The sequence below is a fragment of the Achromobacter dolens genome (assembly GCF_902859745.1).
In the GTDB taxonomy this organism is placed as follows: Bacteria; Pseudomonadota; Gammaproteobacteria; order Burkholderiales; family Burkholderiaceae_B; genus Achromobacter; species Achromobacter dolens.
Map to the genome: position 1 here is coordinate 60,308 of NZ_CADIJW010000015.1, position 12,283 is coordinate 72,590.

A 12,283-nucleotide genomic window follows, 5' to 3' on the forward strand; every position below is an offset into this window, starting at 1 on the left:
GTTTTCTGCTACCTTCCAGGCATCTCGCGCGCGTCGCGCGCGTTCCCTATTCAGATGAAGCCCGCCATGCCCGCTCCGCCCCGTTCCCCCCGCAGTGACACCGTAGGCGCCCAACTCAGCGTCGCCGAGGCGCTGTGCGAACAACGCGGCAGCCGCCTGACCCCCATCCGCCGCAAGGTGCTGGAACTGCTGCTGCGCCATGGCCGCAGCCTCAAGGCCTACGAGCTGCTCGAGGCGATGCGCGAAGTGCATCCGGGCGCCGCGCCTCCCACGGTGTACCGTGCGCTGGACTTCCTGATGGACGAAGGCCTGATCCACCGCCTGGACGCGGTCAACGCCTGGAGCGCCTGCCACGACGTCGGCGGCGCGCCCCATGACCTGCTGGTGGTCTGTACTGGCTGCGGCGCGGTGGCCGAAGTGTCCGACCCCGCCATGAGCCGCCAACTGGCCGAGCGCGTCGCCCAGACGGGCTACGTGCTGGCCACCCACGAGACCGAGATCCGGGCCCTCTGCCCGCAGTGCCAGAAGCAGCAACCGGCCGACGCCGGGCATCACCACCATCATCATTGAGACGCGCGGCTCGGCCCGTCGGATCGGGCCCTGCCCGGCCGCCCTCCACCCGCCCTCATCCGGACCCTTGAAATCCGGAAAATCGCCCCAAAATAGCGATATCGCCCGATACTTGACGGCGTACAGCCGCGATCTGGGCGGCTACGGCCCCCGGGTTGGCCCGGGGTTTGCCCCCTGCCCCCGACTGTGCTGTAATCCTGCGTCCGGCCGCAATCGGCGGCCCTCGCAGCCTGTGGCAGTAACATCGGTCGAGCGATGTCAGGCAGGCAATCGGCACCCGCTGCCGTCCGCCAGCATCCCGCGCTTGACCGCCGTGTCTAACCGCCTTTACTTCACGCAAGCAGCTTCGCCATGAACACCCCGCGCAGTTTGGACAAAATGGTTCCCGTCACCATCCTCACCGGCTTTCTCGGTGCGGGCAAGACCACCCTGCTCAAACGCATCCTGACCGAATTCCACGGCCGCCGCGTCGCCGTGATCGAAAACGAATTCGGACCCGAAAGCATCGACAACGACCTGCTGGTGCAGGACAGCGACGAGGAAATCATCGAGCTGTCCAACGGTTGCGTCTGCTGCACGGTGCGTGGCGACCTGATGCGCACGCTGTCCGACCTGCGCGCCAAGCGCGAGGCCGGCACCTTGAATTTCGAACGCGTCATCCTGGAAACCACCGGCATGGCCAACCCCGGCCCGGTGTGCCAGACGTTCTTCATGGACGACGACATCGCCGAGTACTACCGCCTGGACGCGGTGGTCACGGTGGTCGACGCCAAGCACGGCATGGCGACGCTGGACGAACAACCCGAAGCCCAGAAGCAGGTCGGCTTCGCGGACCGCATCCTGATCTCCAAGAAGGACCTGGTCAACGACGTCGACTACGAAGCGCTGCGCAACCGCCTGCTGCGGATGAATCCGCGCGCGCCCATCACGCCGGTCAACTTCGGCGACGCCGACCTGAAGTCGATCATCGACATCAGCGGCTTCAACCTGAATTCCATCCTGGACATCGACCCGGACTTCCTGGCCGATGAGCATCCCGACGCCGCCCACAGCCATGCCCACGGGCACGGCCACGATCATGACCACGGCCATGACCATCACGGTCACGACCACGACCATGACCACGAGGGCGAATGCGGGGCGCACTGCAATCACGCGCATCATCACCACCCCAAGCACGACGACGAGATCGGCGCCTTCGTGTTCCGTTCGAACAAGCCGTTCGATCCCGCCCGGCTGGAGGAATTCCTGGGCGGCGTGGTGCAGGTCTATGGTCCCGATCTGCTGCGCTACAAGGGCATCCTGTACATGAAGGGCATCAATCGCCGCATGTTGTTCCAGGGTGTGCACATGATGATGGGCGCCGAACCCGGCAAACCGTGGACCGCGGCCGAAAAGCCGTCCACCAAGATGGTCTTCATCGGCCGCAAGCTGCCCCAGGAGATTTTCACCCGGGGCTTGGAGCAGTGCCTGGCGGGGTGATCCCCTTTTTGGATACGTGACGCGGTGCGACGAAGGCAGTACTGTGAGGTACGAATAGCGTAGGCAGCAAGCACACGGACCGGGAAGACAAGCCCGCGCCAGGATCGATTCATAGTGGAGTGTTTTCATGGCTACCAAGGCAGCAACCAAAAAATCAAGCAAGTCGACGAGCGATACGGCGATTGATCTGCCCAGCGAGAAGGAATTGCTGGCCATGCCCGAGTCCGACTACATGAACGAACGCCAACTGGCGTTCTTCAAGGAACGGCTCAAACAACTCGAACAGGACATCCTGGCCAACGCCGGCGAGACCACCGAGCACCTGCGTGAAACGCAGTTCGTGCCCGACCCCGCCGACCGCGCCACCATCGAGGAAGAACACGCTCTCGAGCTGCGCACCCGCGATCGCGAACGCAAGCTGCTCAAGAAGGTGCAACAGTCCATCGCCCGCATCGACAGCGGCGAGTACGGCTGGTGCGAGGAAACCGGCGAACCCATCGGCATCCCGCGCCTGCTGGCCCGCCCCACCGCCACCCTGTCGCTGGAAGCGCAGGAACGGCGCGAAATGCGGCAGAAGCTGTACGGCGACTGATCCGTCCCGTTATTCAAACGCCACATCGAAAGGCTATGCTGGTTTCCGGCATGGCCTTTTTTCATTGCCGGGCCGTCCCAACCTGACGACGCCTCCGAGGAGGCTGATGGCCGAAGATGCCGGGGGGAGGCCGTGGTTTCTTCGTTGGCCGGCAAGCCTTGATTTCGTCCGCATCGCCCCCAGCTAGTCCTTTCAAAGGAAGGAACGCATGGAACAATTTCACGCCACCACCATCGTGTGCGTGCGTCGCGGCAACCGCGTCGCACTGGGCGGCGATGGCCAGGTCACCCTGGGCAACATCGTCATCAAGGGCACGGCGCGCAAGATCCGCCGCCTGTACCACGACAAGATCCTGGCCGGCTTCGCCGGCGCCACCGCCGACGCGTTCACGCTGCAGGAGCGTTTCGAAGCCAAGCTCGAAAAGCACCAGGGCAACCTGATGCGCGCGGCGGTCGAACTGACCCGCGACTGGCGCACCGACCGCGTCCTGCGCCGGCTCGAGGCCATGCTGATCGTGGCTGACGCCGAGCACACGCTGGTGCTGACCGGCAACGGCGACGTGCTCGAGCCCGAGCACGGCCTGGCCGCCATCGGCTCGGGCGGGGCCTATGCCCAGTCCGCCGCCCTGGCGCTGCTGCGCAACACCGACCTGGCGCCCGAGACCATCGTAAAGCAATCGCTCGAGATCGCCGGCGACCTCTGCATCTACACCAACCAGAACCACGTCATCGAGACGCTGGGCGACTGACGCGCCCTCGCGGCGCCAGTCCGGCGCCGCGGCCCGTCCCCCAGCATCGCCCCGCTTCAAGGATCCGCCCTCATGTCCGCCTCCAACATGACGCCCGGAGAGATCGTCTCCGAACTCGACAAGTACATCGTCGGCCAGAACCGCGCCAAGCGCGCGGTGGCGGTGGCCCTGCGCAACCGCTGGCGCCGCCAGCAGGTGGCCGAGCCGCTGCGCCACGAGATCCACCCCAAGAACATCCTGATGATCGGCCCCACCGGCGTGGGCAAGACCGAGATCGCGCGCCGCCTGGCCAAGCTGGCCAACGCGCCGTTCATCAAGATCGAAGCCACCAAGTTCACGGAGGTGGGCTACGTCGGCCGCGACGTCGACACCATCATCCGCGACCTGACCGAATACTCCATCAAGCAGACCCGCGAGCTGGAGATGCGCCGCGTGCGCACCCAGGCCGAGGACGCCGCCGAGGACCGCATCCTCGACGCCCTGGTGCCGCCGCCCCGCGGCGCAACGGGCGAGCCCGAGCGCGGTGAAGACAACAGCGCCCGCCAGACCTTCCGCAAGCGCCTGCGCGAAGGCAAGATCGACGATCTGGAGATCGAAATCGAAGTGGCCCAGGCCGCGCCGCAGATGGACGTCATGACGCCTCCCGGCATGGAGGAAATGGCCGAGCAACTGCGCGGCATGTTCGCCGGCCTGGCGCGCGACAAGAAGAAGTCCAAGAAGATGAAGGTGCGCGAAGCCTTCAAGCTGATCGTCGACGAGGAAGCCGCCAAGCGCATCAACGAGGAAGACCTGCGCACCGTCGCCATCAACAACGTCGAGCAGAACGGCATCGTGTTCCTGGACGAGATCGACAAGATCGCGGCGCGCCAGGAAAGCGGCGGCGCCGACGTCTCGCGCCAGGGCGTGCAGCGCGACCTGCTACCGCTGGTCGAGGGCACCACCGTCAACACGCGCTACGGCATGGTCCGCACCGACCATATCCTGTTCATCGCCTCGGGCGCCTTCCACCTGGCGCGCCCGTCCGACCTGATCCCCGAGCTGCAGGGCCGCTTCCCGATCCGCGTCGAACTGGAATCGCTGACGGCCGAGGACTTCGTGCGCATCCTGGGTGACACCGACGCCTCGCTGACCAAGCAATACACGGCGCTGCTGGCCACCGAGGACGTGCAACTGGAATTCACCGACGAAGGCGTGCGCCGCCTGGCCGAGCTGGCCTACGAGGTCAACGAGACCACCGAGAACATCGGCGCCCGCCGCCTCTATACCGTGATGGAAAAGCTGCTGGACGAACTGTCGTTCGACGCCACCGCCTCCAGCAACAAGACAGTGAAGATCGACGCCGCCTACGTCAACGCGCAGTTGGCCGAAGCCGCCAGCAGCCAGGACCTGGCCCGCTACGTGCTGTGAGGCCCGTGCCCCGGCTCCTGCCGGCGGCATGAACACGAAGGCCCGCCGCGAGCGATCGCGGCGGGCCTTTTTCCGGGACGGCGGCGTCCGCGCCGGACCTGCCGCGGCGGTGCCGGTGGCCATGCGGGCGTCGTATCGACGCCCGCGGCGCGCGTTCAGTTGGTGATCGCGGTCACCACATACTTGCCATCCTTGCGCTCGGCGGTGAAACGCACCTTGTCGCCGGCCTTGATCTTGGCCAGCAGCGCCGGATCGGCGTCGTACACCAGCGTCATGGCCGGCAGGTCAAGCGCCTTGATGGCGTCGTGCTTGATGGTGACCTTGCCCGCGCCCGGGTCCACCCGCCGCACCTCGCCGCTGGCGTCGGCCTGCTGCGCGAACGCCAGCGGCGTGGCCAGCGACACGACGGCCATCGCGGTGGCGACGGCCAGGGGCGTGGTGTATTTGCGGTTGAAAGCCATGCTCTATCCTCCGATTGCCATGAAAGCGCCGCGCCGGTCTTGCCGCGCGCGCCCGCTTTCCACAATGCTAGGATACCGCCCTTGTGCAATAGTTTCCCCGTAATAACGCAACAATCCTGACGGTTGTTTGCAAAGGACATCTCATGGCCAACCGCCTTTCAGTCATCGCTACCCGCACCGGCGACGACGGCAGCACCGGACTGGGGGACGGGTCGCGCGTGCCCAAGGACGCGGCCCGCATCGCCGCGCTGGGCGATGTGGACGAATTGAACAGCGTCATCGGCCTGCTGCTGACCGAGCCCCTGCCGGCCGACGTGGCCGCCGATCTGCTGACGATCCAACACGATTTGTTCGATATGGGCGCCGAATTGTGCATTCCCGGCCATGTCGCGTTGGAAGATGCCCAGGTGGCGCACCTGGACGCGCGGCTGGCGCATTACAACGCGACCCTGCCGCCCTTGCGCGAGTTCATCCTCCCGGGCGGCTCGCGCGCGGCCGCGCAGGCCCATCTGGCGCGCACCGCGTGTCGCCGCGCCGAACGCGCGGTGGTGGCGCTGGCGCGCGAGGAGGCGGTGAATGCGCCGGTGCGGCAATACCTGAACCGGCTGTCGGACCTGATGTTCGTGCTGGCGCGCTACCTGAACCGCGAAGCGGGCCGGCCCGACGTGTTCTGGACCAGCCGCGTGTCGCGGCAGGCCACGGAATGAGAGATGCTCCCCAGCCGCGCCTGCGGCTTGCTGCCTCCAAGGGGACGCTTTCATCTTGAGGATGCCTCGGCGCTGAAAAGAAAAATGCCCCTTCGCGGGGCATTTTCCTTGTTGGCGTTGAGACGGCAGGAGCCTTAGTTGGGCACGCCAGCCGCATGCGCCTGCTCATCGGCGTGGTACGACGAACGCACCATCGCGCCGACCGCGGCATGCGAGAAGCCCATCGCATAGGCTTCGCGCTCGAACATCGCGAAGGTGTCGGGATGCACGTAGCGCAGCACCGGCAGGTGGTGTTCCGACGGCTGCAGGTACTGGCCGATGGTGAGCATGTCGACGTTGTGTTCGCGCATGTCGCGCATCACCTGCAGGATTTCCTCGTCGGTCTCGCCCAGGCCGAGCATCAGGCCCGACTTGGTCGGCACGTTCGGATGCAGCTTCTTGAACTCGGCCAGCAGCTTGAGCGAGTGCATGTAGTCCGAACCCGGGCGGGCCTGCTTGTACAGGCGCGGCACGGTTTCCAGGTTGTGGTTCATCACGTCGGGGGGACCGGCGTTCAGGATGGTCAGGGCGCGGTCCAGGCGGCCGCGGAAGTCCGGCACCAGCACCTCGATGCGGGTGGTGGGCGACAGTTCGCGGATGTGGGTGATGCAGTCGACGAAGTGGCCGGCGCCGCCGTCGCGCAGGTCGTCGCGGTCGACCGAAGTGATCACCACATACGACAGCTTCATCGCGGCGATGGTGCGCGCGAGGTTTTCCGGTTCCTTGGTGTCGAGCGGGTCGGGGCGGCCATGGCCCACATCACAGAACGGGCAGCGGCGGGTGCACTTGTCGCCCATGATCATGAATGTGGCCGTGCCCTTGCCGAAGCATTCGCCGATGTTCGGGCAGGACGCTTCCTCGCACACCGTGTGCAGGTTGTGCTCGCGCAGGATGCGCTTGATGTCGTAGAAGCGCGAACCCGGCTGGGCCGCCTTGACGCGGATCCATTCCGGCTTCTTCAGGCGTTCGGCCGGGATGATCTTGATCGGGATGCGCGCCGTCTTGGCCTGGGATTTCTGTTTCTGCGTCGGATCGTACGCCGTTTCCGCGGGCGCGGCGGCGGCTTCGTTCGAGGGCACAGACGACTCGGCAAGCGTGGACATGGAACACCTTCACGACCGGCGCGCGCGGCGTTGCGGTCTGAGACAAAAGAGGACATTTTACCCCCTGCGCCCAAATCCGCCCCGAATGGCCCGGCGCCGGGCCGCGCCGGGTTATCGTCACGCCTGATGAATCCGTGCCGCCTGCCCCCCATGTCGACCCAGCCGCTCCCCCGCCCCATCGCCCTGATCGCCCCCCGGCTGGACGCCGGGCCGGCCGCCCGCGCCGTGCAAGCCTGCGCCGAACGGCTGGCGCCTGCCGGCTACTACCTGGCCGCCGCTCCGTGGCGTGACGCGGCCCTGCTACCGCTGCTGACCCCGTTGGCGCCGGCCGCCGCGCTGGTGATCGGCCCGCTGGACGATCCGCAGCTACGCGCCGCCGTGGCGGCGCTGGAAATCCCGGTGGTGGAAACCTGGAGTCCGCCGGCCGCCCCGCTGGACAGCCTGATCACGGTCGACAATGCCGAAGCCGGCCGGCAGGCGGCCCGCCATTTCGCCGAAAAGGGCCACGCGCGCATCGCCTGCGTCAGCGCCGACACCCCGTGGGAGCGCGCCCGCCGCGAGGGCTTCATCGGCAGCGCGGCCGCGCTCGGGCTGGATCTGGTCGCCGACATCGTGCAACCCGAGGCGCAGCAACTGAACGATGGCCGCATGGCGTTTCTGCGCCTGCTGGCCACCAATACGATCTTCGATGCGGTGTTCTGCACGTCGGACGTGCTGGCCGCCGCCACGGTGTCGGAGGCCCACAACCGCGACTTGCAGGTGCCACAGGACCTGGCGGTGCTGGGATTCACCGAGGACGGCAGCGCACCGCAATGGGTACAGGGCCTGACGACGCTGGGACTGGACGCGGCCGAGCTGGGCCGCCGCGCGGGCCAGTTGCTGCTGGACCGGCTCGATGGCGAACAGCCGGCCGGCACGCGCCTGACGCTGGACATCGTGTTCGATGCGCGCCTGAGCACATAGCGCGAGCAGACCGGGTGACGGGCGAAGACGCGCTGACGCCAGCGGGAGCGCCTCGCGCGGGCCCTGGCGCCGAGGGCGGGGCATCGCCCGCCTTTCAGGCGCCGGTTTCGTACAGTGCGGGAAAGCCGCAGTCGCGCAACATCGCGTCGGCTTCACGCAGGAAGGCCGGCGTGGAGGTCTCGGGCACGCGCGCCAGCCACTGCACCGCCTCTTCCTTGCGGCCGCGCAACAGCAGCATGCGGCCCAGGTGGAACATGCCGCGGAAGTCGCCGCCCTCGGCGCAGCGCTGGTAGCAGTCGAACGCGCGCTCCAGGTCCTGCTCGACCACGTCGCCCGCTTCGTAGAAGCGGCCCACCACGCCGATGGATTTGACGTGTCCGGCCTGCGCGGCCTGCTGGTACAGCGCCAGCGCCGCGGCGCGGTTTTGCGCCACGCCGCCGCGGCCGCTCTTGAGCATGTGGGCGTAGTTGTACATGCCCCAGTCCAGTCCGCGATCGGCGGCCAGCCGGAACCAGTACGCCGCCACGGTATCGTCCGGCGCGATGCCCCAGCCGTTTTCGTAGCAGCGGCCGATCATGTTGATGGCCATCACGTGATCGGCGTTGGCGGCGCGCTTGAACCAGGCCAATCCTTCGGCCTGGTCCTGGGGCACCCCCACGCCATCGAGCAGCATCTGGCCGAAAATGGTCTGGGCCTCGACCAGGCCCATTTCGGCCGCCGCGCGGATCCAGGCGGCGTACTGCGGCGCCGGCCCGGCGCGCAGGCCGGCAAGCGCTTCAGGGGTGGTCGCGGCCACCTCGGCAGGGGTAAAGCTAGTCTTCATGCGGGCGTCCTTGCCTGGCGCCACAAGCGGGCCAGATTGCGCGCCAGCGCGTCGCCCACTTCCGTGGGCTCGCGCCGCACGCTACAGGAGGCCATGTCGACCGTGCGCAGGCCGGCGTAACCGCAAGGGTTGATGCCCAGGAACGGCGCCAGGTCCATCGCCACGTTCAGCGACACGCCGTGATAGGCGCGGCCGTTGCGAATCTTGATGCCCAGCGCGGCGATCTTGGCCAGGTCGCCGCCCTGGGGATGCGCCACGTACACGCCCGGCGCGCCGGGCTTGCGGCACGCGCCGGGCAGGCCCATTTCATCGAGGGTGTCGATCACCGCCGATTCCAGCAGCGCCACGTACTCCTTCACGTACATGTCGACGCGGCGCAGGTCGAACAAGGCGTAGGCCATCACCTGGCCGGGGCCATGGTACGTGACCTGGCCGCCGCGGTCGCAATGGACGATGGGGATGGCGCCGGGGTTGAGCACGTGCTCGGGCAGGCCCGCCTGGCCCAGCGTGTAGACCGGGGCGTGCTCGCACAGCCAGATCTCATCGGGCGTTTCGGCCGACCGCTGGTCGGTGTACGCCTGCATGTCCCGCCACACGGACAGATAGTCCGCGGGCCGCGCGAGCCACTTGATCACAACCGCCGGCCTTACAGGACGATCGACACCATCGGGTGGCCGTGCAAGGCCTGGTACAGGCTGTCGAGCTGCTCGCGCGAGGTGGCGCGCACCGTGAAGGTCAGGCCCATGTAGTTGCCGCCCTTGCTGGGCCGCATCTCGACCGTGGCGGCATCGAAGCCCGGGTCGAAGCGCAGCACGACCTCGGTCAGCGTCTGCGCGAAGTCGGGATGGTGCTTGCCCATGACCTTGATGGGAAAGTCACTGGGGTACTCGATGAGGGATTCTTCGGGCGGAATATGCATGATGGATGGCCTGGGGCGTCAATCTGTCTATATGGGGGCAGGCATCGTGCAGGCAAGGCCCGCCGCCGGCGCGGGGGGCCGCCGGGGCCGCCCCGCGTGGCCGTTCTAGAGCGCGGCGATGCGGGCATCATAACCCGCGCGCAATTGCGCAAAAACGGGGCCAGGCTTGCCCGAACCCACCGGCCGGCCGTCCAGCGACACGATAGCCAGCACTTCCTTGGTGGCCGAAGACAGCATCAGTTCATCGGCCTGGGCGACCTCGTCCTGGGTGATGCGGCGCGCCTCGAACGGGATACCGGCTTCGGCGGCCAGCTCGCCCATCAGGCCGTAGCGGATGCCTTCCAGGATCAGGTTGTTCTTGGGCGGGGCCAACAGCTTGCCGCCGGAGACCACCCAGATGTTGGTGGACGATCCCTCCGTGAGGAAACCGTCGCGGAACTGCAGCACCTCGTCGACGTGGGCATCGACCGCCTGCTGCTTGGCCAGCACGTTGCCCAGCAGCGACACCGACTTGATCTCGCAGTGCAGCCAGCGCTCGTCGGGGATGGTGATGGCGGACAGCCCCTGCGCGCGGGCCGCGGCCGACGGCGGCGCCCAGGCCGAGACCATGCCGAACACCGTCGGCTTGACCGGCTCGGCCGGGAACTGGTGGTCGCGCTTGGCCACGCCGCGCGTGACCTGCAGGTAGACGATGCAGGTCTCCAGGTTCGAGCGCGCCAGCAACTGCTCGATCAGGTCGATCCAGCCCGCGCGGTCGAACGGCTGGGCGATGCGCAGGGCCGCCAGGCTGCGGTCCAGGCGGTCCAGGTGCTCGGCCATGCGGAACGCATTGCCGCGGTAGACGGGCACCACTTCGTAGATGCCGTCGCCGAAAATGAAGCCGCGATCGAGCACGGAGACCTTGGCCTCGTCGATACGCACAAACTCGCCATTGAGAAACACCTGGCTTTCGCCCGGCACGCCCGGAATCATGAGCCGCTCCTGAGAATCAAATGGATAGGGACGGGCCACCCGGCCCGCCCCTTCTAGGTAAAGCTTACACCCGCGACCGCGCCCGCGGCGCGTCCGCTTACTGGAACCAGCGCTTGACGGTGTCGACCATGCGACCGAAGAAGCCTGCGCGTTCGACGGCGTCCTGCACCACCAGCGGCTCGGTGCGCAGCACCTTGCCGTCCAGCGTGAACTGCAGCGTGCCGACCTGCTGGCCCTTGGTCAGCGGCGCGATCAGGGGATCGGTGCGCTGCGCCACGGGCTTGAGGTCGCCGGCCTTGCCGCGCGGGACCGCGATCGAGACCGGGTTGGGCGGGCCGAGCTTGACGTTCTCGGCCGTGCCTTCCCAGACGCGGGCGTCAATGCCGGGCTGGCTCTTGTCGAACAGCTTGACCGTGTCGAAGTTCTGGAAGCTCCAGTTCAGCAGCTTCAGGCTTTCCTCGGCGCGCGTGGCTTCGCTGTCGGTGCCCACCACCACCACCAGGATGCGGCGGTCGCCGCGCACCGCGGTCGACACCAGGCAGTAGCCGGCCGAATCGGTGTGGCCGGTCTTCATGCCGTCGACCGACGGGTCGGCCCACAGCAGGCGGTTGCGGTTGGGCTGGGTGATCTTGTTGTAGGTGAAGCTCTTTTGCTTGTAGTAGTGGAAGAACTGCGGATGATCGGTGATCAGGTGCGCCGACAACGTGGCCAGGTCGCGCGTGGACGTCATGTGCTGCGGATCGGGCAGCCCGGTGGCGTTCATGAAGTGGGTGTTGCGCATGCCCAGGCGCTCGGCCTCCTGGTTCATGAGCGTGGCGAACGCGGCTTCGCTGCCGCCGACCGCTTCGGCCAGCGCCACCGAGGCGTCGTTGCCGGACTGCACGATCATGCCCTGGTTCAGCTCATCGACAGTGACCGGCTTGCGCGGCTCGATGAACATGCGCGAACCGCCGGTGCGCCAGGCGTGCTCGGACACGGGCACGGTCTGCTCCAGCGTCAGGCGCTTTTCCTCGAGCGCATTGAACACGACGTAGGCCGTCATGATCTTGGTGAGCGAGGCCGGCTCGACCTTCATGTCGGGGTTCGACGCCGCCAGGGTCTGGCCGCTGTTCACGTCGATCACGATCCAGGCCTTGGCCGCGATGGTGGGCGCGGGCACCGCCGACACGTCGCCCACCGGCACCACGCCCGTCGCCGTCGGCGCGGGGGCCGTGGCGCCCGCGGCCGCCGGCGTCGCGGCGGGCGCCTGCTGGGCCCACGCCGGCAGCGACGTCGCGAGCATCGCCGACAACACCGCGCCGGCCAGGGCACGACGCGCAAAGACAACGGGGGAAGGGGTGGAGTGAGACAAATTCTTCATCGGCAACGTGGGTCCAGGAAAGACGCCCGCCGGCGCGGGGCAAGTGGCTGACAATTATAGGCAGTCGATGAGACCCGTCCGGCCCGGGATGGGTTCCTTGGCCATTTAAAACATGCAACTTGATGCAACGCGCCGCC

General features: G+C 67.3%; 14 protein-coding genes. 7 read left to right on the top strand and 7 right to left on the bottom strand.

The annotated features are described in order from the left end of the window. The first annotated feature begins 66 nt into the window (after positions 1-66). The 5 genes from HV783_RS13540 to hslU all read left to right on the top strand — a co-directional run bounded on the left by HV783_RS13540 (position 67) and on the right by hslU (position 4,799). Complete coding sequence (locus tag HV783_RS13540) at positions 67-570, top strand: Fur family transcriptional regulator (RefSeq protein ID WP_054501175.1); 504 nt, start codon at positions 67-69, stop codon at positions 568-570. A gap of 351 nt (positions 571-921) precedes the next feature. Further along, entirely contained in the window at positions 922-2,052 is a 1,131-nt protein-coding gene (locus HV783_RS13545) for a CobW family GTP-binding protein (RefSeq protein WP_144656004.1), read from the top strand. Positions 2,053-2,179: 127 nt separating this feature from the next. Continuing rightward, the gene (gene dksA, locus HV783_RS13550) at positions 2,180-2,644 is read left to right on the top strand and encodes an RNA polymerase-binding protein DksA (protein ID WP_006389752.1); all 465 of its coding nucleotides are present in this window, start codon (positions 2,180-2,182) and stop codon (positions 2,642-2,644) included. A gap of 208 nt (positions 2,645-2,852) precedes the next feature. After that, entirely contained in the window at positions 2,853-3,392 is a 540-nt protein-coding gene (gene hslV / locus HV783_RS13555) for an ATP-dependent protease subunit HslV (protein ID WP_006391917.1), read from the top strand. A gap of 72 nt (positions 3,393-3,464) precedes the next feature. Continuing rightward, positions 3,465-4,799 (top strand): ATP-dependent protease ATPase subunit HslU, encoded by a 1,335-nt coding sequence (gene hslU / locus HV783_RS13560; protein ID WP_144656007.1) that lies wholly within the window; start codon positions 3,465-3,467, stop codon positions 4,797-4,799. A gap of 155 nt (positions 4,800-4,954) precedes the next feature. Here hslU and HV783_RS13565 read toward each other — a convergent pair whose 3' ends face one another. After that, a complete protein-coding gene (locus HV783_RS13565; protein WP_054500316.1) occupies positions 4,955-5,260 on the bottom strand; it encodes a copper-binding protein in 306 nt (101 codons plus the stop codon). Between the two features lie 143 nt (positions 5,261-5,403). Between HV783_RS13565 and HV783_RS13570 the strand changes: the two genes are divergently transcribed. Beyond that, entirely contained in the window at positions 5,404-5,967 is a 564-nt protein-coding gene (locus HV783_RS13570; RefSeq protein ID WP_064522641.1) for a cob(I)yrinic acid a,c-diamide adenosyltransferase, read from the top strand. A gap of 134 nt (positions 5,968-6,101) precedes the next feature. Here the strand turns inward: HV783_RS13570 and lipA are convergent, their stop codons facing one another. Then, positions 6,102-7,109 (bottom strand): lipoyl synthase, encoded by a 1,008-nt coding sequence (lipA, locus tag HV783_RS13575; RefSeq protein WP_054418514.1) that lies wholly within the window; start codon positions 7,107-7,109, stop codon positions 6,102-6,104. A 150-nt stretch (positions 7,110-7,259) separates the two neighbouring features. On the opposite strand from lipA, the gene HV783_RS13580 reads away from it, so the two are divergent. Then, a complete protein-coding gene (locus tag HV783_RS13580) occupies positions 7,260-8,072 on the top strand; it encodes a substrate-binding domain-containing protein (protein WP_068981393.1) in 813 nt (270 codons plus the stop codon). Between the two features lie 94 nt (positions 8,073-8,166). Here the strand turns inward: HV783_RS13580 and HV783_RS13585 are convergent, their stop codons facing one another. From HV783_RS13585 to HV783_RS13605, 5 genes are all read right to left on the bottom strand, one after another. Further along, entirely contained in the window at positions 8,167-8,895 is a 729-nt protein-coding gene (locus HV783_RS13585; protein ID WP_175189302.1) for a tetratricopeptide repeat protein, read from the bottom strand. Further along, positions 8,892-9,530, bottom strand: a complete 639-nt coding sequence (gene lipB, locus HV783_RS13590; protein ID WP_175189303.1) for a lipoyl(octanoyl) transferase LipB — start codon at positions 9,528-9,530, stop codon at positions 8,892-8,894. Before lipB ends, HV783_RS13585 begins: the two co-directional genes overlap by 4 nt. Before the next feature lie 11 nt (positions 9,531-9,541). Next, positions 9,542-9,814 (bottom strand): YbeD family protein, encoded by a 273-nt coding sequence (locus HV783_RS13595; protein ID WP_047993153.1) that lies wholly within the window; start codon positions 9,812-9,814, stop codon positions 9,542-9,544. A gap of 105 nt (positions 9,815-9,919) precedes the next feature. Beyond that, positions 9,920-10,786 carry a D-amino acid aminotransferase gene (locus HV783_RS13600; protein WP_064526746.1) on the bottom strand — a complete coding sequence of 289 codons (867 nt, stop codon included), beginning with the start codon at positions 10,784-10,786 and terminating at the stop codon, positions 9,920-9,922. Between the two features lie 97 nt (positions 10,787-10,883). Then, complete coding sequence (locus HV783_RS13605; RefSeq protein WP_144656013.1) at positions 10,884-12,146, bottom strand: D-alanyl-D-alanine carboxypeptidase family protein; 1,263 nt, start codon at positions 12,144-12,146, stop codon at positions 10,884-10,886. Positions 12,147-12,283 lie beyond the last annotated feature (137 nt).